Annotated in this window: 25 protein-coding genes; 15 read left to right on the top strand and 10 right to left on the bottom strand. The window is 70.3% G+C overall.

Annotation, left to right across the window (positions count from 1 at the left end; genetic code table 11):
- Positions 1–223: 223 nt before the first annotated feature.
- The 7 genes from phoU (at position 224) to ACZ5VQ_RS19055 (ending at position 4,330) form a co-directional block, all read left to right on the top strand.
- A complete protein-coding gene (phoU, locus tag ACZ5VQ_RS19085; protein WP_361058373.1) occupies positions 224–901 on the top strand; it encodes a phosphate signaling complex protein PhoU in 678 nt (225 codons plus the stop codon).
- Positions 902–1,132: 231 nt separating this feature from the next.
- On the top strand, positions 1,133–1,285 hold the full coding sequence (locus ACZ5VQ_RS19080) for a hypothetical protein (protein ID WP_186001259.1): 153 nt from the start codon (positions 1,133–1,135) through the stop codon (positions 1,283–1,285).
- A gap of 232 nt (positions 1,286–1,517) precedes the next feature.
- Complete coding sequence (locus tag ACZ5VQ_RS19075; protein WP_469105906.1) at positions 1,518–1,739, top strand: hypothetical protein; 222 nt, start codon at positions 1,518–1,520, stop codon at positions 1,737–1,739.
- Positions 1,740–2,128: 389 nt separating this feature from the next.
- Complete coding sequence (locus ACZ5VQ_RS19070; RefSeq protein WP_362082624.1) at positions 2,129–2,626, top strand: DUF6082 family protein; 498 nt, start codon at positions 2,129–2,131, stop codon at positions 2,624–2,626.
- A gap of 166 nt (positions 2,627–2,792) precedes the next feature.
- Positions 2,793–3,029 (top strand): hypothetical protein, encoded by a 237-nt coding sequence (locus ACZ5VQ_RS19065; RefSeq protein ID WP_362082627.1) that lies wholly within the window; start codon positions 2,793–2,795, stop codon positions 3,027–3,029.
- Between the two features lie 170 nt (positions 3,030–3,199).
- Positions 3,200–3,682, top strand: a complete 483-nt coding sequence (locus ACZ5VQ_RS19060; RefSeq protein WP_469105905.1) for an SLATT domain-containing protein — start codon at positions 3,200–3,202, stop codon at positions 3,680–3,682.
- 198 nt (positions 3,683–3,880) lie between these two features.
- Entirely contained in the window at positions 3,881–4,330 is a 450-nt protein-coding gene (locus tag ACZ5VQ_RS19055; RefSeq protein ID WP_469105904.1) for a DUF7144 family membrane protein, read from the top strand.
- Between the two features lie 128 nt (positions 4,331–4,458).
- Here ACZ5VQ_RS19055 and ACZ5VQ_RS19050 read toward each other — a convergent pair whose 3' ends face one another.
- A complete protein-coding gene (locus tag ACZ5VQ_RS19050; protein WP_362082633.1) occupies positions 4,459–5,220 on the bottom strand; it encodes a phosphoglyceromutase in 762 nt (253 codons plus the stop codon).
- Positions 5,221–5,501: 281 nt separating this feature from the next.
- On the opposite strand from ACZ5VQ_RS19050, the gene ACZ5VQ_RS19045 reads away from it, so the two are divergent.
- Positions 5,502–6,794 carry an MDR family MFS transporter gene (locus ACZ5VQ_RS19045; protein ID WP_469105903.1) on the top strand — a complete coding sequence of 431 codons (1,293 nt, stop codon included), beginning with the start codon at positions 5,502–5,504 and terminating at the stop codon, positions 6,792–6,794.
- 39 nt (positions 6,795–6,833) lie between these two features.
- On the opposite strand, the gene ACZ5VQ_RS19040 is transcribed toward ACZ5VQ_RS19045, so the two are convergent.
- Complete coding sequence (locus tag ACZ5VQ_RS19040) at positions 6,834–7,334, bottom strand: DUF2000 family protein (RefSeq protein WP_469105902.1); 501 nt, start codon at positions 7,332–7,334, stop codon at positions 6,834–6,836.
- A 49-nt stretch (positions 7,335–7,383) separates the two neighbouring features.
- Between ACZ5VQ_RS19040 and ACZ5VQ_RS19035 the strand changes: the two genes are divergently transcribed.
- A complete protein-coding gene (locus ACZ5VQ_RS19035) occupies positions 7,384–8,184 on the top strand; it encodes a helix-turn-helix transcriptional regulator (protein WP_469105901.1) in 801 nt (266 codons plus the stop codon).
- Here ACZ5VQ_RS19035 and ACZ5VQ_RS19030 read toward each other — a convergent pair.
- The 3 genes from ACZ5VQ_RS19030 to mshA are packed head-to-tail and all read right to left on the bottom strand — an operon-like array spanning position 8,171 to position 10,170.
- Positions 8,171–8,293, bottom strand: coding sequence for a hypothetical protein (locus tag ACZ5VQ_RS19030; protein ID WP_469105900.1), 123 nt, complete (start codon positions 8,291–8,293; stop codon positions 8,171–8,173). The genes ACZ5VQ_RS19035 and ACZ5VQ_RS19030 overlap by 14 nt on opposite strands.
- Positions 8,294–8,339: 46 nt before the next feature.
- A complete protein-coding gene (locus ACZ5VQ_RS19025) occupies positions 8,340–8,840 on the bottom strand; it encodes a type III secretion system chaperone family protein (protein ID WP_469105899.1) in 501 nt (166 codons plus the stop codon).
- The gene (mshA, locus tag ACZ5VQ_RS19020; protein ID WP_362082648.1) at positions 8,833–10,170 is read right to left on the bottom strand and encodes a D-inositol-3-phosphate glycosyltransferase; all 1,338 of its coding nucleotides are present in this window, start codon (positions 10,168–10,170) and stop codon (positions 8,833–8,835) included. The genes ACZ5VQ_RS19025 and mshA overlap by 8 nt, the downstream gene beginning before the upstream one ends.
- 398 nt (positions 10,171–10,568) lie before the next feature.
- Between mshA and ACZ5VQ_RS19015 the strand changes: the two genes are divergently transcribed.
- The 3 genes from ACZ5VQ_RS19015 to ACZ5VQ_RS19005 all read left to right on the top strand — a co-directional run bounded on the left by ACZ5VQ_RS19015 (position 10,569) and on the right by ACZ5VQ_RS19005 (position 14,693).
- Complete coding sequence (locus ACZ5VQ_RS19015; protein WP_469105898.1) at positions 10,569–11,378, top strand: class I SAM-dependent methyltransferase; 810 nt, start codon at positions 10,569–10,571, stop codon at positions 11,376–11,378.
- Between the two features lie 245 nt (positions 11,379–11,623).
- On the top strand, positions 11,624–12,715 hold the full coding sequence (locus tag ACZ5VQ_RS19010) for a C40 family peptidase (RefSeq protein WP_469105897.1): 1,092 nt from the start codon (positions 11,624–11,626) through the stop codon (positions 12,713–12,715).
- Between the two features lie 496 nt (positions 12,716–13,211).
- A complete protein-coding gene (locus tag ACZ5VQ_RS19005; protein ID WP_469105896.1) occupies positions 13,212–14,693 on the top strand; it encodes a PP2C family protein-serine/threonine phosphatase in 1,482 nt (493 codons plus the stop codon).
- Positions 14,694–14,873: 180 nt separating this feature from the next.
- Here ACZ5VQ_RS19005 and ACZ5VQ_RS19000 read toward each other — a convergent pair whose 3' ends face one another.
- From ACZ5VQ_RS19000 to ACZ5VQ_RS18990, 3 genes are all read right to left on the bottom strand, one after another.
- On the bottom strand, positions 14,874–15,212 hold the full coding sequence (locus ACZ5VQ_RS19000; RefSeq protein ID WP_469105895.1) for a DUF2516 family protein: 339 nt from the start codon (positions 15,210–15,212) through the stop codon (positions 14,874–14,876).
- Between the two features lie 142 nt (positions 15,213–15,354).
- Positions 15,355–15,945, bottom strand: a complete 591-nt coding sequence (locus tag ACZ5VQ_RS18995) for a hypothetical protein (RefSeq protein ID WP_362082663.1) — start codon at positions 15,943–15,945, stop codon at positions 15,355–15,357.
- A gap of 139 nt (positions 15,946–16,084) precedes the next feature.
- On the bottom strand, positions 16,085–16,687 hold the full coding sequence (locus ACZ5VQ_RS18990; protein ID WP_469105894.1) for a helix-turn-helix domain-containing protein: 603 nt from the start codon (positions 16,685–16,687) through the stop codon (positions 16,085–16,087).
- A 212-nt stretch (positions 16,688–16,899) separates the two neighbouring features.
- On the opposite strand from ACZ5VQ_RS18990, the gene ACZ5VQ_RS18985 reads away from it, so the two are divergent.
- On the top strand, positions 16,900–17,475 hold the full coding sequence (locus ACZ5VQ_RS18985; protein ID WP_469105893.1) for an NUDIX domain-containing protein: 576 nt from the start codon (positions 16,900–16,902) through the stop codon (positions 17,473–17,475).
- Here ACZ5VQ_RS18985 and ACZ5VQ_RS18980 read toward each other — a convergent pair.
- On the bottom strand, positions 17,387–18,007 hold the full coding sequence (locus tag ACZ5VQ_RS18980) for a VanZ family protein (RefSeq protein ID WP_469105892.1): 621 nt from the start codon (positions 18,005–18,007) through the stop codon (positions 17,387–17,389). The genes ACZ5VQ_RS18985 and ACZ5VQ_RS18980 overlap by 89 nt on opposite strands.
- Positions 18,008–18,022: 15 nt before the next feature.
- On the opposite strand from ACZ5VQ_RS18980, the gene ACZ5VQ_RS18975 reads away from it, so the two are divergent.
- On the top strand, positions 18,023–19,333 hold the full coding sequence (locus ACZ5VQ_RS18975; RefSeq protein ID WP_469105891.1) for a sensor histidine kinase: 1,311 nt from the start codon (positions 18,023–18,025) through the stop codon (positions 19,331–19,333).
- Complete coding sequence (locus ACZ5VQ_RS18970) at positions 19,330–19,983, top strand: response regulator (RefSeq protein ID WP_469105890.1); 654 nt, start codon at positions 19,330–19,332, stop codon at positions 19,981–19,983. The genes ACZ5VQ_RS18975 and ACZ5VQ_RS18970 overlap by 4 nt, the downstream gene beginning before the upstream one ends.
- 321 nt (positions 19,984–20,304) lie before the next feature.
- Here ACZ5VQ_RS18970 and gap read toward each other — a convergent pair whose 3' ends face one another.
- A complete protein-coding gene (gene gap / locus ACZ5VQ_RS18965; protein WP_469105889.1) occupies positions 20,305–21,303 on the bottom strand; it encodes a type I glyceraldehyde-3-phosphate dehydrogenase in 999 nt (332 codons plus the stop codon).
- Positions 21,304–21,358: the final 55 nt, after the last annotated feature.

Raw genomic sequence — 21,358 nt, 5'->3', positions numbered from 1 at the left:
CCCAGAGTTCACCCTGGAGACCATGCTGGTTCACTTCGTACGAGCGGGATGCGTACGCCTCCCACCTGGGGGAAGAGGCGGTGTCGCCCAGAGTTCACCTGGGGGCCAGTGATGGTTCATTTGACGGGGCGGAAACCGACGCGTTCAGGCCGGACCGTGGGAGCGTGGGGTTCGAGAGCCCCCCTGAACCCCCCGAATTGCAGACGTAGAGAGGGACATCCTGATGCGGGACGCGTACCACGAGGAACTTGACTCGATCGGCGAGGGCCTGGTCGAGATGGCCCGTCTCGTCGGCTCGGCGATCGGTCGCGCGACGACGGCGATCCTCGACTCCGACCTGAAGCTGGCGGAGAGCGTGATCGCCGGCGACCAGAAGGTCGACGATCTCCAGCACGATCTGGAGGCACGGGCGATAGCCCTGCTGGCCCGGCAGCAGCCCGTGGCCACCGACCTGCGGATCGTCGTCACCTCGCTCCGTATGTCCGCCGACCTGGAGCGCTCCGGCGACCTCGCCCAGCATGTGGCGAAGCTCGCACGGCTCCGCTTCCCGGAGCGCGCGATTCCGCACGACCTGCACGCCACGATCCTGGAGATGGGCCAGCTCGCGCAGCGCCTGATGGCGAAGGCCGCGGAGGTCATCATCACCAAGGACGTCGACCTCGCACTGCAGCTGGAGCAGGACGACGACGCGATGGACCTCCTCCACCGCACGCTCTTCCAGCACCTGCTGGACGACCGGTGGAAGCACGGCATCGAGACGGCGGTGGACGTCACGCTGCTCGGCCGCTACTACGAGCGCTTCGCCGACCACGCGGTGTCCGTGGCCAACCGCGTGGTGTACCTGGTGACCGGCGAGCACGTGGACGAGATCCAGGGCACGCCGCAGGTGGAAGGGGCGTAAGCCCCCCGGCGGTGGGGGCGCGCCCATGGGGGCGGGGCGAGCGAGATGCGTGGGCGGGTGCGGGTGCGGGTTCTCCTGGGCCGGCCGCGCAGTTCCCCGCCCGCGCCCCTGCGCGGCATGCGCCGGGCGCACAGAATCGGTGCGGGGGCGCGCGAGCCTCTGTGCGCCGTTGATGCGCCCGACCGGGTGGGCATGCAATGGGTGTAGGCACAAGCCTTCGAGGAGGGACCCATGGCCGAATCCCCCACCACGCCCGACCCGACCCAGGAGCGCGAGACCGAGCAGCCCGCCGAAATCAAGAGCCTGCCGCTCTTCGGCGCCTGCGGCTGCGGCTCGGGCTGCGGATGCGGGTGCCAGTCCGGCAATCCGTGCCAGTGCGGCTGATCGCGCCGGCACCACCGACCACGTACGACGTATGACTGCGAACGGGCCCCACTTCAGGTGCGGGGCCCTTTCGTACCGATGAAGTAGGACGGCGGCAGCGAGCAGCGCCGGAAGAAGGGCGCGGACCTGGATCTGTACGCCCTGTTCGTACCGGCGTCGAAAGGCCCTGCGCGGGGGCGCGAAGACACCGGGCACGCTGGTGAAGGCGGGGCATGCGGCACAGGGTGAGCCCTTGCGACCGGGAGGCGGAACGGGCCGCGTCCCTGGCCGGGAGTCCGTCCGTATCGTCCGTCCCGACGAGCAGGGTTACGTGCTGTTGTGCGCGCACTCCGCGATGAGCAACGGCTTCGGCTCCTTCCGCAGTTTCGGCGCGAAGGTCGTCGTCACGGACGGCCGCGGCTCCACGGTCACGGTTCCCCTCTTCACCACGTGGAGGCGTACAGCGCCCGTATGACGGAACGCCGCCCGGTCCTGCACCCGGACGGCACCATCGAGATGAACGGCGGTCCGGTGGAGTTCAAGAGGCGCTGACGGCCCGCTCGCCGCCCCGAATGAGGACTGTGCCGCCGCCGTCAAGGGCTGACGCATCCCTGCCGGCACTTCATGACGGCGCTCGGGGGCACAGGGAAAGCACGACAGCGGGGCTTGTGGCGGACTGCTACCTCCGTGCGCTGCCTGTCCGCACTGCCGCCGGGTTGGTCCACCGGGCAGCCTGGGACGTGTGCCGCTGGGTGCCGTGTCAATCGGACGGCCGGAGCGGCCGGCAGCACCGAAGCGGGGAAACACATGGTCATACGCAGGGTTGGGGGTCGGAATCGAAGCGCCGTATCGATGGAGCATGTCGTGGCGGCCGCGCGCGTCGCAGGCGTACTCGTCACGGCGTTCCGTATCCACGTCTCGCTACGACGGCTCGAAGCCCTCGCTCAGGAGAAGCAGCGGCGGGACACGCTGACCGAGTACCGACGGGACCACCAGCGACTGATCGGGCGGGCCACCGAGGATCCGTCGCTCCTTCCGGTGCTCGACGCGTACGAAGGAGATCTGCACCAGGACACCCAGCGTCGGCACCTGTTCGCGAACGACCTCTACCAGCACGCCTATCAGGGGTACCAGCTCGGCGTGCTCAGCCTGGCCGACCTGCACGGCCACCTCCGCTACATCTTCCAGAGCCGTGCCATGCGCGACTACTGGGAGGCGACCCGGCATCACAGGGCGAGCCTGGTGGAGGACTCGGAGGAAGCCGAACTCGGCAGGATGGTCGACGCTCTCGTGGCTGCCCTGGACGACGCCGAGTCGGAGGGCGACGACTGGTGGGTCGTCGGAGAGGTCCCCGAGAATTGACAACCTGTGCCATCGGAGTCGGAACAACCCGTGCCATCAGCGATGCATATATGCATCCTTCCGGGTGAAGAATGCGCGCCGGATTGCTCTGGGCCGCAACTGCCTTGCCACAGAGGTAACTTGGGCGCCCAACCATCACTTCGATCATGGCAAGGACCGAACCACTTTGAAGATCGTTCGCCGCGTCGGGGCGTCCCCAGTCGAGCGAGGGAGTGTCGGAGGCCAGGCCTGCCCCGACATCTTCGAACTCGCCGACGGCAGCTTCGCCGTCATCGGAACCGACAAGACCGACCTGCTTGACGGCAGCCTCCCCGCCGATGCCTCACGTGGTGGCCACGAGAGGATCGTGGTGATCACCCGCGACACACTGCTCCGCGCCAAAGCGGACATCCCGGACGTCTGACAAGCCCTCTCCGTGGGTCCCGAGCCCTCCGGAGGCCGAGCCGGCCGCGTCACCCGCCTTTCGCAGTCCGGGCGGGTGACGGGCTACAACTCGCCTTGCACGGTGTGTGCCCCTGGCACTCCGACCGACCACGTGTTCCATGCGGGTCCTCGTGAGGACACCATGGAGCCATGCGCCGAAGGACACCGGACACCACCACCTGGCTGGACTCCCCCGACCCCGTACTCGCCCTGGCTCAGGGCGACCTGGCCTTCTACGAGAAAACGCGGGACTCGGCCCGTCGCTGGTACCGCCTGAGCGAACTGGGCGCACTTGCCACGTCGTCGTCCACGGTGGTGGCGGCAGGACTCGGCGCCCCGGCCTGGCTGACCGCTCTCATCGCCGGTGGGGCCCTGTTCTTCACCGGCTTTCGCCAGGTGTTCGCGCACGGTCCCCGCTATGTACTGGCGGCGCAGTCGCGTGAGGTCCTCCGACGGGCCGTCAACCGGTACCAACTGCTGCCTGAGTCCGACCGTGACGAAGCGGCCCGGCAGGAACTGCTCGCAGCGGTCGAGCGGGTCGGCGACGAGGAACTCCGTCAGTGGGTCGAGCAACGACACCAGACCTCGGTGGGCCGCAGCGAGCCATCAGCCAGCCCCGCCCCCCTGACCTGACCTGACCTGACGTGACCTGACCTGACCTGATCTGATCTGATCTGATCTGATCTGACCGCAGAACCCGACTACCGACGAAGTCGTGCCCCGGCTTCGGAATGCCGACCGGGTGACGTCGTGCCACGCTGAGACCGGGGATCGAGTCGGTCCGGGTGTTGGGAGCCGGACCGGATGGCTCTGCGACCCGAGGAGGCCGGCATGGCCAGTCACACCACCCAGAGCAAATCGGCCGAGGCGGCGGATCCACGCCCCTGGCATGCGCCCACATCCGGTATCACCGTCTTCGCGGCAGTGCTGATGATGTTCGGCGGAGCGATGGCGATCTTCGAGGGAATTGCGGCCATCGCCAAGGACGACCTGTTCATCTCGACACGCAACTACGTGTTCGAGTTCAGCCTGGCGGGCTGGGGCTGGGTCCACCTCATTCTGGGAATCGTCCTCGTCTTCGCGGGGTGCGCCGTGCTCACCGGAGCACTGTGGGCGCGCTTCTTCGGTGTGCTCGTGGCCGGGCTGGGCGCGCTCGCCAACTTCCTGTGGGTGCCGTACTACCCCCTGTGGGCCCTGTCGCTGGTCGCCGTCAACATCTTCGTCGTCTGGGCGCTGTGCACGGGTATGCACAGAGAGGCCGAAGACGGCCGGGTGACGTGACCCGGGCATGCCCGATCGACCGGAGATCCTCCCCACGACCGGAAATCTCCCCATTACCGGAGATCTCCCCATGTCAAAAGCCCCCGCCCCGCGAAGAAACCGCAGGGCGGGGGCTTTGAGGCGTGCGCTTACTTCTTCTTGCCCTGGTTCTTGACGGCCTCGATCGCTGCCGCGGCCGCGTCCGGGTCCAGGTACGTGCCGCCCGGCTTCACCGGCTTGAAGTCGGCGTCCAGTTCGTAGGCGAGGGGGATGCCCGTCGGGATGTTGAGGCCCGCGATGTCGGCGTCCGAGATTCCGTCGAGGTGCTTGACCAGGGCGCGGAGGCTGTTGCCGTGGGCCGCGACCAGGACCGTGCGGCCCGCCAGGAGGTCCGGGACGATGCCGTCGTACCAGTACGGGAGCATGCGGACGACGACGTCCTTCAGGCACTCCGTGCGGGGGCGGAGCTCCGGGGGGATCGTCGCGTAGCGCGGGTCGTCCGACTGGGAGAACTCCGTGCCGTCCTCAAGGGCCGGCGGCGGCGTGTCGTACGAGCGGCGCCACAGCATGAACTGCTCCTCGCCGAACTCCGCGAGGGTCTGCGCCTTGTCCTTGCCCTGCAGCGCACCGTAGTGGCGCTCGTTCAGGCGCCAGGAGCGGTGGACCGGGATCCAGTGGCGGTCCGCCGACTCCAGCGACAGCTGGGCGGTGCGGATCGCGCGCTTCTGGAGCGAGGTGTGGACCACGTCGGGGAGAAGGCCGGCGTCCTTCAGGAGCTCGCCGCCGCGGACTGCCTCCTTCTCGCCCTTCTCGTTGAGGTTGACGTCCACCCATCCGGTGAACAGGTTCTTCGCGTTCCATTCGCTCTCGCCGTGGCGGAGGAGGATCAGCTTGTACGGTGCGTCGGCCATGGCCCCGAGCGTAATCGAACCCACAGATCGCCCGCTCCCCCGCCCGGAACCCGGACAGGGCGAGGTCGATCCGGGTTCCGGCGAACCGGCGAACCGAAGGGTCGAGGACGGGCCGCGACGCCCACAGTTGACGGCTTCTGTTAATTGAGTGGACCCACCGGAGCCGTACTCGTAAGTTGCGCTCAGCGCCTGAGCCACTTACAGCGGCTGCTTGCGCGCCAGCACCTGCACCTGCACCTGCACCTGCACGCAGCCACTTACACACGCACCCGGGGGTCCCGATGTCACTCACGTCCATGAGACGTGCCGCCCGCGAGACCGTCTCGGGGCTCCCCCGCGAGTTCTGGTGGCTGTGGACCAGCACGCTCGTGAACCGGCTCGGCGCGTTCGTCGCCACCTTCATGGCGCTCTACCTCACCCTCGACCGCGGCTACTCCGCCTCGTACGCCGGACTGGTCGCCGCGCTCCACGGGCTCGGCGGAGTCATCTCCTCGCTCGGCGCGGGCGTCATGACGGACCGGCTCGGGCGGCGGCCCACCCTCCTCGTCGCCCAGTCGTCGACCGCGGTCTCCGTCGCGCTGCTGGGCTTCGTGCACCACCCGGTCGCGATCGCCGGCGTCGCCTTCCTGGTGGGGATGGCCAGCAACGCCTCCCGGCCCGCCGTGCAGGCGATGATGGCCGACATCGTCCGGCCCGAGGACCGCGTCCGGGCCTTCTCCCTCAACTACTGGGCGATCAACCTGGGGTTCGCCGTCTCCGCCATGGCGGCCGGGTTCATCGCCGAGTTCAGCTACCTCGCCGGCTTCCTCATCGAGGCCGGGATGACCATGATCTGCGCGGTGCTCGTCTTCGCGAAGCTGCCCGAGTCCCGGCCCGAGCGGGTCTCGAAGGGGGTCGACCAACCCGAGACCGGGCTCGGGACCGTGCTGCGCGACGGGCGCTTCATGAGCGTCGTCGGACTGTCCTTCCTCGTCGCGCTGATCTTCCAGCAGGGGTATCTGGGCCTGCCCGTGGCGATGGGCGAGGCCGGGTTCACACCCGCCGACTACGGCATGGCGATCGCGGTCAACGGAGTCCTCATCGTCGTCCTCCAGATCCCCGTCACCCGCTTCATCGAACACCGGGACCCGAGGCGTCTTCTCGTCCTGTCGTCCCTCCTCGCCGGGTACGGGTTCGGGCTCACCGCCTTCGCCGGCTCGGTCGGCGTCTTCGCACTCACGGTCTGCGTCTGGACCCTCGCCGAGATCGTCAACGCGCCCACCCAGACCAGCCTCGTCGTCCGCCTCTCCCCCACCCACGGCCGCGGCCGCTACCAGGGCATGTACACCATGTCCTGGTCCGTCGCCGCCCTCGTCGCACCCCTGATGTCCGGTTTCGTCATCGACCGGTACGGGGCGGAGTGGCTGTGGGGCGCGTGCGCGGTCATCGGCACGGTCGCCGGTGTGGGGTACGGGGCCCTGATGCGCCACCTGCCGACGCACGACCCGGAGGAGACGGAGAAGCCGGAGGTCAAGACCACGGAAGCCGCCGAGGCACCTCCTGCCGCCCCTGAGACCGAGGTCAGCGCGGCGTGAACCAGCCCCACCCCACATATTTCGCGTGACCCGTACGCCTCACGGATGCATCCGCGCCCCCTTGAGCACCTTGTCCACCGCGTTGCGCGGCCCGTACACCGCGAGCCCCACCAGGTCCAGCTCCGCCGTCGGTACGGCCCGTACCGCCGCCCGGTTGTCGCGGTCGTTGCCCGTGGTGAACAGGTCGGAGGTGAAGAGCGCGCGGGGCAGGGCCCTGGACAGCACGCGCGCGTGGGCCGCCGTCAGCGTCTCCTTCGTGCCCTGGAACACCAGGACCGGCTGACGGAACATCGGCAGGTAGCCGGTCCCGTCGGCGTCCTCGTACGGCTCGCCGATCACCTCGGGCACGGACGCCCCGATCCCGCTCACGAGGAACGCGGTCACGTTCAGCCGCTGCCACGGCTCCAGGTCCTCCCGCAGCAGGACGGCGATCTTGGTGTCGAAGCGGACGGGCTCGGCGCGAGCGGGATCCGCGGAAAGGGATTCCGTGGGAAGCGGTTCCGTGGGAAGGGGTTCCGTGGGAAGGGGTTCAGCGTTCATGCAATGAGACTGCCGAGCCGCGTACGTCCCCGTCTTGTACGTTCTTTGCATGGTCGCCCAGCGTGAGGTCTCCGCGTGGCGCCCGCGCGTACCGGGTGTCGTGGAGGTCTTCCACGCCCATTTCACGGAGTACGCGTATCCGATGCACGTCCATGACGCGTGGACGCTGCTGATCGTCGACGCCGGTGCCGTGCGGTACGACCTCGACCGGCACGAGCACGGCACCCCGCACGACACGGTCTCGCTGCTCCCGCCGCACGTCCCGCACAACGGCTCGCCGGTCACGTCGTCCGGCTTCCGCAAGCGGGTGCTGTACCTGGACGTCAGCCGGCTCGACGAGACCTATGTCGGCCCTGCGGTGGACACCCCGGACCTCGTCGACCCCGTACTGCGGACGCGTGTCGGGCAGCTGCACACCGCCCTCGCCCACCCCGGCGACGAGCTGGAGGCGGAGAGCAGGCTGACCCTGATCGGCGAGCGGCTGCGCGGCCATCTGCGCGCACGGGCAGGGGAGGACCTTCCACCTCGGCCCGACCACCCCCTCGCCCACGACCTCCGCGAACTCCTCGACGAGCGGCTCGTCCAGGGTGTGAACCTGGAGGAGGCCGCGAGTCTGGTGCACGCGCACCCCGCCCACCTGGTGCGGGCGTTCAGCGGTGCCTTCGGGATCGCCCCGCACCAGTACCTGATGTCCCGCCGCGTCGACCGCGCCCGCCGCCTCCTCCTCGACGGCCGCACACCGGGCGAGGTGGCGGCGGAGACCGGCTTCTACGACCAGTCGCATCTGACCCGGCACTTCAAGCGGCTGGTCGGGGTGGCTCCGGGGCGCTACCGCCTCAGCGCGCGCTGAGGCGGTCGCCGAGTCCCAGTTCGCGCTGGGCCTCGTACAGGTTCCGCGGGCGTACCGTCCCCGAGGTCCCGTAGAGCTCCAGTCGGGAGTGCAGCTCTCCGGAGAACAACGGTTGACTGATGGAGAGTTATGGAGAGTTGACGCAGACGGGTTGGTCAGTCGGTCGAACGTCGAGTCAGATGACTGAACGCGTCGAGGTTGCGCGTGGACTCGCCGCGCGACACCCGCCAGGCGTACTCCTTGCGGATCGCGGAGGCGAAACCGAGCTCCAGAAGGGTGTTGAAGCTGCCGTCGGCGGCCTCCAGGACCGAGCCGAGCAGCCGGTCGATCTCGTCGGCGGTGACCGCGGCGAGCGGGAGCTTGCCCGCCACATAGATGTCGCCGAGGGAGTCGACCGCGTAACTCACGCCGTAGAGCTTGAGGTTGCGCTCAAGGAGCCAGCGGTGCACGCCGGGCTCGTTCTCGTCCGGGTGGCGGATGACGAAGGCGTTGAGCGACAGGGAGTGCCTGCCGACGATCAGCGAGACGGTCGTGGACAGCTTGCGGGTGCCGGGCAGCTTCACCACGAAGTGGCCGGACTCCGGGCTCTCCCACTCGATCTCGGCGTCCTTCAGGACCTCCTCGATGGTCCCCGCCGCGCTCTGTACGTCAGCCATGGTGGGAGCGTACGTGACGGCGGTGCTCGTGCATCGCCGCCGTGTAGACGTCCGCCGTGGCGGCGGCGGACGTGTCCCAGCCGAAGGACTTGGCGTGCCAGGCGGCGGCCGCGCCCATCCGGTCCGGGAGCGCCCGGTTGTCGGCGAAATCGCGCAGCACGCGCGCGTAGTCGACGGGATTGTGGCCCGGCACCAGAAAACCGGTCTCCTTGTGCCGCACCGCGACGGGCAGACCCCCCACCGCGGCCGCGAGCACCGGCGTCCCCGCCGCCTGCGCCTCTATGGCGACGAGCCCGAAGGACTCGCTGTAGGAGGGCATCACGAGGACGGACGCGGCCCGGAACCAGTCGGCGAGCTGCTCCTGTCCGACCGGCGGCCGGAACCGCACGACGTCGGCGATGCCGAGCCGGGCGGCGAGTTTCTGCAGGCCCTCGGGCTTGGCGAGACCGCTGCCGCTCGGACCGCCCACAATGGGCACCACGATGTTCGAGCGGAGGTCGGGCCGCTCCTCCAGGAGGACGGCGACCGCGCGCAGCAGCACGTCGGGCGCCTTCAGGGGCTGGATGCGGCCGGCGAAGAGCGGTATCAGGGCGTCCTGCGGCAGGCCGAGCCGGTCGCGGGCGGCGGCGCGTCCGTCGGCCGGGCGGAAGCGGTCGAGGTTCACGCCCGGGTGGACGACCGCGACCTTGCCGGGCTCGGCCTCGTAGTGCCGTACGAGTTCGTCGGCCTCTTCGGAGGTGTTGGCGATCAGTCGGTCGGCGGCGCGCACGATCTGCGTCTCGCCGATGACCCGGGCGGCGGGCTCGGGGGTGTCGCCGTCGGCCAGGGCGGCGTTCTTGACCTTCGCCATGGTGTGCATTGCGTGCACCAGGGGCGCGCCCCAGCGCTCGGCGGCCAGCCAGCCGACGTGGCCGGAGAGCCAGTAGTGCGAGTGGACCAGGTCGTAGTAGCCGGGCCGGTGACCCGCCCAGGCCTGCATCACCCCGTGCGTGAAGGCACAGAGCTGCGCGGGCAGATCCTCCTTGGCGAGCCCCTCGTACGGACCCGCGTCCACATGCCGTACGAGGACACCGGGCGCGAGTTCCACCTTGGGCGGCAGGGCCCCGGTCGTCGCGCGCGTGAAGATCTCGACCTCGATGTTGATCGCGGCGAGGCGCTGGGCCAGCTCGACGATGTAGACGTTCATGCCGCCCGCGTCGCCGGTGCCCGGCTGGTGCAGCGGTGAGGTGTGCACGGAGAGCATCGCGACGCGGCGGGGCCGGCGGTGCAGCCTCAGCCTCGAAGGGGTCGCCGGGGAGCGGCGCCCGAGCCTGCTCACGTACTGGCTCACGTGGCGTTCCTCCTTGCTGCGGACCTGCTCTGACCGTGGTGCGGGCATGCCTGACGGAGGACGTGAAACGCCCTCCAGCTCCTTGAACGCCGGAGCACTCTGCTCCATTTCCTCTTTGCCGAATCATTACTGGGGGTCGCTCAACCGTTCGATGGCGTGTTGCGTGGCGGAACCCTCTCAGGGGCTCCGCCCCCGAACCCCCGCTCCTCAAACGCCGGAGGGGCTGAAATATCCGGCGGAGGGGCTGATTTTGGTGGCGGGGCCGACACCTTCAGCCCGTCCGGCGTCTGAGGACGAGGCCGTTCAGGCCGATCAGCGGGGGTCTGGGGGCGGCAGCCCCCAGGGACGGCCACACCGGCGCGCGGCTCCCCACAAAGGCACCGCATACCCTTACCCCCATGGCAGCCCGCGCAGCGACCCCCGTCGGGACGACGACGCGCGGCACCACCAACCCCAACCGCCTCCGCCGCATGGACCGCTGGATCGCGACGACCCACGGCGCCGAACTGCGCAGGTCGGACGCCCCCGTGGCCGTGGACCTCGGATACGGCGCGGCCCCCTGGACCGCGGTGGAGCTCCTCCACCGCCTCCGCACCACCGCCCCCCGCACCCGCGTGGTCGGCGTGGAGATCGACCCGGCCCGGGTCGCGGCCGCGAAGCCGTACGAACGCGAGGGGCTGGCCTTCCGGCACGGCGGCTTCGAGATCCCCCTGCCGGAGCGACCGTCGCTGATCCGTGCGGCGAACGTGCTGCGGCAGTACGAGGAGGCGGAGGTCGCCGAGGTCTGGGCGCGGCTGTGCGCCCGCCTCGCTCCGGCGGGCGGCGACTCGCGGGGCGGGCTCCTCGTCGAGGGCACGTGCGACGAGATCGGCCGCCGGCACGTGTGGGTCGCGCTCGGCCCCGAGGGCCCGCGGACCGTCACGTTCGCCACCCGACTCGGCTCCCTGGACCGCCCGTCCGACCTGTCCGAACGCCTTCCCAAGGCCCTCATCCACCGCAACGTCCCGGGCGAACCGGTGCACGCCTTCCTCCGCGATTTCGACCGCGCCTGGGCGTCCGCGGCGCCGTACGCCTCGTACGGCGCCCGTCAGCGCTGGATCCGGGCCGTACGCGATCTGACGGCGGACTGGCCGGTCACGGACGGGGCGCCACGCTGGCGGCAGGGCGAAGTGACCGTGCGCTGGGAGGCGTTGGCGCCCCGCTCATAGGTCGGCCCGGGCAACGGACATGAGTTCGGCGGAGCCGTGACGCGGCGGGAACGATCTCGGTGAGTCGTTCGTCACATTGGCGGGGAACGCGCGGGAGATCATCGTCGAGTGGGCAGTGAGGGGTGGGGAACGGGCAGTGCCGGGGAGGGAGTTCCTGCCCGCCTCTGTCACATTGCGCGCCGACATGGCACGATCCCCGAGGCCTTCGTAAGTTACTGACGGTAAATCAACTTGGGGGTTGGTCCATGGGAGCCGGCAAGCGGAGCCTGACCACTACGGCCATGGCCCTGGCCTGCGCGGCAACCATCCTGTCCGCGCCGGGAGTGGCCTTCGCGGCCCCGACACCGACCCCCACGCCGACGCCGACTCCGTCTCCGTCTCCGAGTTCAACGCCCGCGAGCACCAAGGACCTTGAAGCGGTCCGCAAGAAGCTGGACACGCTTTACCACGACGCGGCGGTCGCCACGGACGCGTACAACCTCGCGGAGGAGCGGGCCGAGGAGCAGTCCACGCAGATCGTCGGGCTGGCCCGCTCGATCGTCGAGGGGCAGGCGCGGCTGGACCACCTGAAGGACCGCGCGGGCGCAGCGGCCCGCGCCCAGTACCGCAGCGGCGGACTGCCGGACGAGGCCAAGCTGATGCTGAGCGACGACCCGGCGCAGGTCCTGGACGGCGCGGGCCGGATCCGCGAGGGCGCACAGGCGACCAAGGGCCTGCTCGCCGAAATGAAGCGCACCCAGGAGGACTTGGAGCAGTACGCGCGCGACGCGGCGGCCCAGTGGAAGAAGCTGGAGTCCAACCGCGAGGCGAAGGAGAAGGCCAAGAAGAAGGTCAAGAAGCAGATCGCCGCCGCCGAGAAGCTCGAGTCGCAGCTGGAGAAGGAAGAGAAGAAGCGCCTGGCGAAGCTGGAGCAGCAGGCCGCGTACAAGGCGCAGTCGGCCTGGCTGGGCTCCGGTGTCCTCGACGAGATCAGCGGCAAGGCGTCGGCCCAGGGCAAGAAGGCCGTGGAGTACGCGACGAAGCAGATCGGCAAGGCGTACGAATGGGGCGCCGAGGGTCCCAACACGTTCGACTGCTCGGGCCTGACCTCACAGGCGTGGGCGGCCGCCGGGCAGGGCATCCCGCGCACGTCCCAGGAGCAGTGGAAGCAGCTCGACCGCATCGCCGTCGAGGCCATGCGCCCCGGCGATCTCATCATCTACAACTCCGACGCCAGCCATGTCGCCCTCTACATAGGCGACGGCGCGATCATCCACGCGCCCCGCCCGGGGCGCACGGTGACGATCGCGGGAGCGGGATCGATGCCGATACTCGGGGTCGTACGCCCCGAACAGTGACGCCGCCTGTCCGCAGGTGGAGCCACCTGTCCGCCGGTGAAGCCGGCCGTTCGCCGGTGACACCAGCGATCCACCGGTCCGCCGGTGACGGCATCGGTCCACTGGTCCGCCGGTGACGCCGTCAGCCCCGCCAGTGACTCCGCCGGTCCGCCCGGACCGGACGTCCGGACGGGGACGCTCGCCCGTCCGCCGGGGTCGTACGTCCCGACAAGTGACACTTGGTCGCTTTGGTGCCGTCGGGGGCGTGACCTGTCGCACGTGATGCGCGGCACGTTCCGGGCGGCCCGGCAACCCCCGGGGCGTGATGTACGTCATCCCGGACAAGAGCGCATCCTGCCCAATTGCGGTACGGGATGCGGCATATGACGGTGGCTGTTTTGGACGTGCCCGGGCCTCCGCCATTCCTTTGTGGCGGCGGCTGACGCTATGGTCCCCGTCGGTGGACCGAGACCCCTCGGTCCGCCATGCCCTCGGGGGGAGGGAAGGAACCCAGACGATGCCCGTACCCGTACCGCGGCAGAGAGCGATCCCCGCCGTGGAAGGTGGTCAGGCTCGCGCCGCGTCCTCAACCGGCGGACCGGCTCAGGCCGTGCCCGCACCCGGCGCCCTGCCCGGCCAGGCGCCGCCTTCGACGAGCCGCGACACCGACGGCGACAACTGCGACGACCCCGGCCACGGCAGCGACGCCCACCACGGCGACGCCCACCATGGCGGCTTCCACAACGGCAGTGCCCACACCGGCACGGCCCCGCTGACGCTGCTCGTGATCGAGGACGACCCGGCCGGCTCGCTGAACGTGCCCACACTCCTGGACTCGGCCGGCAAGCCGATACGTATCCGTACCGCCCGCAACCTCACCGAGGCCGAGCGGCTGCTGACCGACGACGTCCAGTGCATCCTGCTCGACCTCGCACTGACGACCGGTGGCCGGACGGCCGCCGACGCCGAGCCGGACGACGAGCTGGCCACGCTCAAGCACGTGCTGCGGCTCGCGCCGCGGCACGCCGTCCTCGCGCTCACCGCGTCCGAGGACGCCGAGCACGGCGCCGAGGTGGTGCGCGTCGGCGCCCAGGACTACCTCTTCCGCGACGAGCTGGACAGCCGGCTGCTGAGCCGCGCGATCCGGTACGCGGTGGAGCGCAAGCGTTCCGACACGGCCGAGCGACGGCTCACCGAGTCCAAGCTGCGCGCGCAGGAGAACGCGCGGCTTGAGCGCGGCCTGCTGCCCACGCCCCTCCTCGAAGGCTCCTCGCTGCGGTTCGCCGCGCGCTACCGGCCCGGCCGCTCGCGCGCGCTGCTCGGCGGCGACTTCTACGACACCGTCCGCACCCCCGACGGCACCGTGCACGCCATGATCGGCGACGTCTGCGGCCACGGCCCGGACGAGGCGGCGCTCGGCGTGGAGCTGCGGATCGCCTGGCGCGCGCTGACGCTGGCGGGCCTGTGCGGCGACGAGCTGCTCTCCACGCTCCAGCAGGTCCTGGAGCACGAGCGGGACAACGACGAGATCTTCGCGACGCTCTGCACGGTGGACATCGCACCGGACGGCCGCCGCGCTGGTCTGTGCCTGGCCGGTCACCCGGCTCCGCTGATCTCGCGCCCGGCCCGCTCGCGAGCCGTCGCCGGCGGCGCGGACGGCGCCGGGGAGCCGGCTCCTCCCGTCGCCGAGCTGCTGCCGTACGAGAACGGCGGCCCGGCGCTGGGTCTGCTGCCGAACGCCCGCTGGCCGCGCCAGCAGGTGGAGCTGGGCGGCGAGTGGAGTCTGATGCTGTACACGGACGGCCTGATCGAGGGCCGGACGGGTGAGGGCCGGGAGCGGCTCGGCCAGGACGGGATGGTGGACATGGTCCGCCGCCAGTTGGCGCAGGGGCTGCGGGGCGAGGAGCTGCTGCGGGCCGCCGTGAACGAGGTGCGGGCCCTCAATGGCGGGGAGCTGACGGACGACGTGGCTGTGCTGTTGCTGGACCGAGTGGCTTAGCGGCGCGCTCCGCGGGGTCCCGCTGTTCCCTTGCTGCGGGCCGTCCGTGGCTGGTCGCGCCCACGCGGCGGAGCCGCAAATTGATACAGCCCCGCGCCCCCAAAAAAAAGCTGGTCGCGCAGTTCCCCGCGCTCCTAAAAGGAGGGCGCCGGTGTGCGCGACCGGAAAGAGGGAGGGGGCTCAGCGGCCGCCGTTGTACGGGCCGTACGGGCCGTCGCTGCTGCTTCCGCCTCGGCGGCCGCCCCCGCCGCCGGAGACCTGCTTGAGCGCGGGCCGGACGTCGACGAAGAAGACGATCGTGGCGATGAGGCCGGCGATCTGCAGGAAGACCATCGGGACCAGCAGGTTCACGGCCACCGTGACGCCCAGGATGACCAGCCAGAACATCTTGCTCTGCTTGTTCGCGGCGCGGTACGCGTCGTCGCGCGCCAGGCCGGCCATCACCAGCGCCACCACCGCGAGCACCAGCATGCCGAGGAAGATCAGCGACATGAAGCCGCCGAACGCGGTCAACAGCACTTGGCCCACCTACCCGATTCGAGTCCTCGTCCCTACGCGGTCACCGTACCCGCAGAACGGGTCGGGGACTCCGATAGTGCCCGGAGTCCCCGACCCGTTCTCGTAACACCCCGCCGCCGGTCGACCGGCGGCGGTGCCTCGCCTACTTCGCGGGCGGCGTCGTCTTCTTCGCGGTGGTCTTGCGGGCGGCCGGGGCCTTCTTGGCCGCGGGCTTCTTCGCCGGGGCGGCCTCGGCCTTGGCCTCGGCGGGCTTCTCGTCCTTGACCTCGACCGGCTCCGGCTTCGGCTCGACGGCCACGGCCAGTTCCTCGATCTCCTCGGCGGCCTCGCCGCGCCAGGTCTTCACGGTCTGCTCGCCGCGCTCGGCGACCTTCTCGTACGTCTCGCGCGCCTTCACGGCGTACTCGGCGGCCACGCCGACGCTGCGGAGGGCGAAGTCCTGAGCCGTCTCACCGATCTTCTTCAGGTCGGTGTCCAGGGTGCCGATGAACTCGTTCACCTTGGTCTGAATGGTCTCCTGCGCCTCCTTGGCGCGGGCGGTGGCCTTCTCCTGGACCTCGTTCGGGTCGATGCCGCGTACGGCGTCGATGCGGGCCGGGGCCTCGGCACGCAGCTGCTCGACGATGCCGGGCACCTTCTTGGCCTGCTGAATGGCCAGGTCGGCGGTGCCGGCGGCGAAGTAGAGCGGGGTCGGGTCGCTGAAGGTCTTGCGCAGGTCGTCGGTGATGGCCATGGCGATGGTCCTCCCGGAATCGCTAGTGCTTGAAGCGTGAGGGTTTTGTGGTGCGGTTACTCCGCCGCCGGCCGGGCCGTTCCATGCCGTGCCCGGCCATGCCGTACCGGCCACGCCGTGCTCGTCATGACGTGCCCGGTCAGCTCGCGGAGGACTGCTGGTCGTGAGGGTCGTTCTTGTCGTACGGGTCCTGCGGATCGTGCTGGTCCTGCGGATCGTGCTGGTCGTGCGGGTCCTTCGGTGCGGCATCGCTGCCGTCGGCCGTGCGGGCCCTGTCAACGACGGTGTCCGGGCCATCCGTCACGTCTGTTACGCCGGTCGTGCCGGTCGCATCCGGTGCGTCTGCCGCACCGGGGACGCCCAGAGCCTCCTCGACCGCCTTGATCTCGATCTCGAACCCGTTCTCCTTGCGGAAGGACTCGTAGATCTGGAGCAGCACCTGCTTCTGCCGCTCGTTGAGCGTCGGGTCGGCGAGGATGACGGCACGCGTCTCCACCTCGTCCCGGTCCCGCTCGGCGTCGAGGATCCCGGCACGGACGTACAGCGTCTCGGCGGAGATCCGCAGGGCCTTGGCGACCTGCTGCAACACCTCCGCGCTCGGCTTGCGCAGCCCGCGCTCGATCTGGCTCAGATACGGATTGGACACCCCGGCGGCCTCGGCGAGCTGCCGCAGGGACAGCTGCGCGTTGCGCCGCTGTTCACGCAGATACTCACCGAGATTGCCGACGTTGAGCGATGCCATGCCCCCTACCCTGCACCACGCCCGCTAACTATTGCAAGCACATGCTTGCAAAAGTGCGCCACGCCACTTGCGGCTGAGCTGAGCCTGAGCACGACAGGTGTCGTATTTGCACGACAACCGTCGCCATCCGCGTTCGGCCTCCTGGTGCAGGTTCTCCTGGGTCGGCCTCCACGGGGCTCCGAGAAGCGGCGTTGTCAGTGGGCTCTGCCAGGGTGTGCGCCGTGGACGAACTCGTGGAACGCGTCGACGATCAGGATCGTGTGCTGGGGGTGGTGGTCAGCCGCCGGCAGGCCATCCGGGAGGGTTGGCTGCACCGGGTCGCCGTGACGGTGTGTCGTGATGAGCGTGGGCGGATCCTCGTTCACCAGCGGTCGGAGCAGCTGTCGCGCTTCCCCGGGCTCTACGAGGTCGTGGTCGGTGGCGCCGTGGATGTCGGTGAGTCCTATGAACAGGCCGCCGCGCGGGAGCTGGCCGAAGAGCTGGGCATTCGCGTGCTGCCGCGCTTGCTGTTCACGTTCCTCAACCGCAGCGGTTTGAGCCCTCACTGGCTCGGCGTGCACGAAGTCGTGGTGCCGGACTCCGTGGCCGCCGATCCTGATGAGGTCGCCTGGCACGGCTGGCTGACCGAGCCGGAGCTGCGGTCGGCCCTGCTGGAGTGGCACTTCACCCCCGACAGCCACGAAGCCTTCAGCCGGTATCTCAGACGGCCCGATCCGTTGCCGGGGTGGACCGGGCTTCGGGGGTGGGGGAGGCGAAGGCGGTGCCCGGGAGAGCGAAGGTGCGGGTGAGAGGGGAGAAGGTGGTGGAGCGGAGTGCGAGGTGGAGGAGGAGACAGCCGAGCGCGGCGCCGAAGGTGTTGGTGATGAGGTCGTCGACATCCGCCCCTCGGCCGTTGCTGAACAGGATGTACATGCCGAGTTGGGTGAGCTCGATCGAGGCGCTCACCGCCAGGGCACGAAGGGCGGCCCGCCCCGGGCCGAGTTCCCGGCGGGTCATGAGAGGGAGCAGCATCCCGAAGGGGAGGAACAGGAGCACATTGAGCGGGAACGAGACATCCGTGCCGAGGAGGCCCGTGAGAGGGATCAGCTGGACCTGATTGGTCCAGGGGGAGAGGTTCTGGGCCCGGTCCACGATGATCGGGAACAGGGTGAAGTGCAGGGCACCCGCCGCGTACAGGACCGCCACGAGCCGGGTGAGCGCGGGCCTGCCGTGCCAGCCCGGACGTCGACGGGTGGCACGAACGGCGAAGAGCACGGTGAAGGCGGCGAGAAGCGGCCCGAGCACCTCGACGGATTCGATGCGGAGGGTGATCCCGCTCATGTCATGCTCCTTGGTGTGACGGATCGCGTAACCGGCCTGACCAAGTCGACTCTGCCCGGCGGTCCGGAGCCCCGGATCGACCGAAAGCCAGATCTCGCGCCGCCTGCTACGACTTTCGGCAGAGCGGCGCGCGGCGTCCGGTGGTCCTGGGCGGCATGGCTGGTGTGGGTGGTGTGGCTGGCGCTGGTGTTCCTGGTGTTGCGGTTCGACCACCCGGCGCTGGGCATCGACGACAGATTCAGCAACCGTTCCGCCAAGCCGGTCAGCGCCCTGCTGGCGGTGGTCGCTGTCGTCGGCACGCCGTGGCTCGGTGCGCGGGCCCTGCCCGTGGTCGGGGCTCTGGTGGGGGTGACGTCGCTGGCGGTCTCGGTCCTGTTGCGCGCCGGTCCCGGCAGCGCTCCGGATCCCCTGGCCTCGGACGCGTACGGGCTCGCGGAGCCGGCGGCGCTGCTGTGGCTGATGCTGCTTGTCACGCTGCGCGGGCGGCGGGGCTGGGTGGCGTGGGCGGCACCTCCGCTGCTGTGGGCGGCGATCGTGCTGCGGCCGTTGGCGGTCGCGGTAGGGGAGAACAGCGTCATCGTGGCGCTGATCCTCGCCGTTGGGGCGACCGCGGTTCTGGGCGCCGGCGTCGCCTGGCGGCTGGTCGTGGCGGACCGGCGGCGGCGGGCGGCGGCGCTGCGCCTTGAGCAGCGGACCGAGTTCGCCCGTGATCTGCATGACTTCGTCGCCCACCACGTGACCGGGATCGTGGTGCAGGCGCAGGGCGCGCTGGCGATCGCGCAGCGGCGGCCGGAGCTGGTGCCACCGGCGCTGAAGCGGATCGAACACGCCGGGTCGGAGGCGCTGACGTCCATGCGGCAGATGGTCGGGATGCTGCGGGACGCCGACGGGGCACCGGCCCTCGCGCCGTTGGCCGGGATGGCAGAGGTGCGCTCGCTCGTCGAGGAGTTCTCGGCGGTCGGCGGCGCGTCGGCCCGGCTCGAACTGACGGGTCCGTTCGACGACCTGCCGGTGGAGGTGACCACCACCGCCCACCGGGTGGTGATGGAGGCGCTGACCAACGTACGCAAACACGCCCAGGGCTGCACCGAGGTGGAGGTGCGCGCGGTCCGGTACGGCGACGGCGTCACGGTACGGGTCAATGACGACGGCCGGCCGCGCCGTACCTCCGGTGGTGGGTTCGGACTGCGAGGGCTGGCCGAACGGGTGAACCTGGTCGGTGGTGACCTCCGGACGGGCCCGGCCGCGGAGGGTGGCTGGAGCGTCGAAGCCACCCTTCCGGCCGCCCCGGCCCCGGTCCGCGTCCCGGGCGGAGGGACCCGTTGACCATCCGCGTGCTGATCGCCGACGACCAGGCCATGGTCCGAGCTGGATTCACGATGATCCTGGGCGCCGAGGACGACATCGAGGTCGTAGCCGAAGCGGTGGACGGCCTTCAGGCAGTGGAACTCGCCGAGCGGTACCGCCCCGACGTGGTGCTGATGGACATCCGGATGCCCCGCCTCGACGGCCTCGACGCGCTGCGCCGGCTGAACCGCCCCGGCGCCGTCGACCCGCCGAAGGTTGTCGTGGCGACGACCTTCGACGACGACGAGTACGTCCACCGCGCGCTGCGCGACGGTGCCTGCGGTTTTCTGATCAAGGACTCCGGTCCAGCCCTGCTCGTCGAGGCCGTGCGGGCGGCGGCCTCGGGTGAAGCGCTGGTCAGCCCCTCCGTCACGGTGCGGCTGCTGCGCCGTCTGAACGCTCCGGCGCCTGGCCGTCGGGTGGCGCCGAGCCCCCTGTCCGCACGCGAGCTGGACCTCGTGCGCCTGGTGGCCCGGGGCTTTACCAACGCGGAGATCGCCGCCGCCCTGACCATCACGGTGGGGACGGTGAAGACCCACTTGGGGAACGTGCAGGCCAAGCTGCACGCCCGGAACCGGGTGGAGATCGCCGCCTGGGCCTGGGAATCCGGCCTCGTCGGCCAGGAGTGAGACCAGGAACGACCGTCCCGGCGAGGCTCTCCTGCTGTGCCGAAGCCCTGCCCCGGCTCCCTGCTTCCCCCCCCATGGCGTCGATGTTCCCCACCCGGGCGGGGCCGGGCGGGGAACGATCACCTGTCGACTGGGAAGCGATCACTCGCAGCCCTCAACTCGGCAGGCCACGGGGGCTCGTGAACGCCCCAGCCCGGTCGACCAGCGGGCCCGGAGCTCAAAGCTCAAAGCTCAGAGCCAAAGAAAAGATGCCGGCCGACACGTCCTTCGGGAGTGTCGGCCGGCGCGGGCGCCGGGGGCGGGGTGCCGGCCCGCGGTCGGTCAGCCGGTGGTGAGGAGTTCGAGGGTGTCGATCACTCGGTTGGAGAAGCCCCACTCGTTGTCGTACCAGGCGACCACCTTGACGTGACGGCCTTCGACGCGGGTGAGAGCCGAGTCGAAGATCGACGAGGCGGGGTTGCCCACGATGTCCGAAGACACCAGCGGGTCCTCCGAGTACTCCAGTACGCCGGCGAGCGGGCCCTCCGCCGCGGTGCGGTACGCGGCCAGCACGTCGTCGCGTGTCACGTCGCGGGCGACCGTCGTGTTGAGTTCGACGATCGAGCCCACCGGCACCGGTACGCGGATCGAGTCGCCCGACAGCTTGCCGTCGAGGTTCGGCAGCACCAGGCCGATCGCCTTGGCGGCGCCGGTCGTGGTCGGCACGATGTTGACGCCGGCGGCCCGGGCGCGACGGGCGTCGCGGTGCGGACCGTCCTGGAGGTTCTGCTCCTGCGTGTAGGCGTGCACCGTCGTCATGAAGCCGTGCTCGATACCGGCGAGGTCGTCGAGCACCTTGGCCAGCGGGGCGAGCGCGTTGGTCGTGCAGGAGGCGTTCGAGACGATCGTGTGCACGGCCGGGTCGTACGCGTCGGTGTTGACGCCGAACGCGAGCGTGACGTCGGCACCGTCCGACGGCGCGCTGACGAGCACCTTGCGCGCGCCCGCGTCGAGGTGCGCCTGGGCGGCCTTGGCCGAGGTGAACCGGCCGGTGGCCTCCAGGACGATGTCGACGCCGAGTTCGGCCCACGGCAGCTGCGCCGGTTCACGCTCGGCCAGCACCTTGATCCGACGGCCGTCGACGACGAGGACGTCCCCGTCGACGGTCACCGGGCGCCCGAGCCGGCCGGCCGTGCTGTCGTAGGCGAGCAGCCGGGCGAGAGTGGCGGGCTCCGTCAGGTCGTTGACGGCGACGATCTCCAGGGCGCTGTCGCGCTCCAGCAGTGCGCGCAGCACATTGCGTCCGATGCGGCCGAATCCGTTGATGGCGATGCGAGTCATGAGTGAGGTCCCTTCCCTTCGCGACCAGGCTCGCGCGCGGGCGACACCGCTGACA

Source organism: Streptomyces sp. NPDC033178, assembly GCF_055577685.1.
The sequence above is the reverse complement of the archived record's forward strand: the minus strand, read 5'-3'. Positions and strand labels throughout refer to the sequence as shown.

Bases quoted from the DNA above. Each gene is read 5' to 3' on its own strand.
- ACZ5VQ_RS19050 (WP_362082633.1), bottom strand. From the start codon at position 5,220: ATGGCCGACGCACCGTACAAGCTGATCCTCCTCCGCCACGGCGAGAGC.
- phoU (WP_361058373.1), top strand. From the start codon at position 224: ATGCGGGACGCGTACCACGAGGAACTTGACTCGATCGGCGAGGGCCTG.
- ACZ5VQ_RS18980 (WP_469105892.1), bottom strand. From the start codon at position 18,007: ATGAGCGGGATCACCCTCCGCATCGAATCCGTCGAGGTGCTCGGGCCG.
- ACZ5VQ_RS19080 (WP_186001259.1), top strand. From the start codon at position 1,133: ATGGCCGAATCCCCCACCACGCCCGACCCGACCCAGGAGCGCGAGACC.
- ACZ5VQ_RS19060 (WP_469105905.1), top strand. From the start codon at position 3,200: ATGCGCCGAAGGACACCGGACACCACCACCTGGCTGGACTCCCCCGAC.
- ACZ5VQ_RS19005 (WP_469105896.1), top strand. From the start codon at position 13,212: ATGCCCGTACCCGTACCGCGGCAGAGAGCGATCCCCGCCGTGGAAGGT.
- ACZ5VQ_RS19025 (WP_469105899.1), bottom strand. From the start codon at position 8,840: ATGGCTGACGTACAGAGCGCGGCGGGGACCATCGAGGAGGTCCTGAAG.
- gap (WP_469105889.1), bottom strand. From the start codon at position 21,303: ATGACTCGCATCGCCATCAACGGATTCGGCCGCATCGGACGCAATGTG.
- ACZ5VQ_RS18995 (WP_362082663.1), bottom strand. From the start codon at position 15,945: ATGGCCATCACCGACGACCTGCGCAAGACCTTCAGCGACCCGACCCCG.
- ACZ5VQ_RS19045 (WP_469105903.1), top strand. From the start codon at position 5,502: ATGTCACTCACGTCCATGAGACGTGCCGCCCGCGAGACCGTCTCGGGG.
- ACZ5VQ_RS19015 (WP_469105898.1), top strand. From the start codon at position 10,569: ATGGCAGCCCGCGCAGCGACCCCCGTCGGGACGACGACGCGCGGCACC.
- ACZ5VQ_RS18990 (WP_469105894.1), bottom strand. From the start codon at position 16,687: ATGGCATCGCTCAACGTCGGCAATCTCGGTGAGTATCTGCGTGAACAG.
- ACZ5VQ_RS19040 (WP_469105902.1), bottom strand. From the start codon at position 7,334: ATGAACGCTGAACCCCTTCCCACGGAACCCCTTCCCACGGAACCGCTT.
- ACZ5VQ_RS19035 (WP_469105901.1), top strand. From the start codon at position 7,384: ATGGTCGCCCAGCGTGAGGTCTCCGCGTGGCGCCCGCGCGTACCGGGT.
- ACZ5VQ_RS19055 (WP_469105904.1), top strand. From the start codon at position 3,881: ATGGCCAGTCACACCACCCAGAGCAAATCGGCCGAGGCGGCGGATCCA.
- ACZ5VQ_RS19010 (WP_469105897.1), top strand. From the start codon at position 11,624: ATGGGAGCCGGCAAGCGGAGCCTGACCACTACGGCCATGGCCCTGGCC.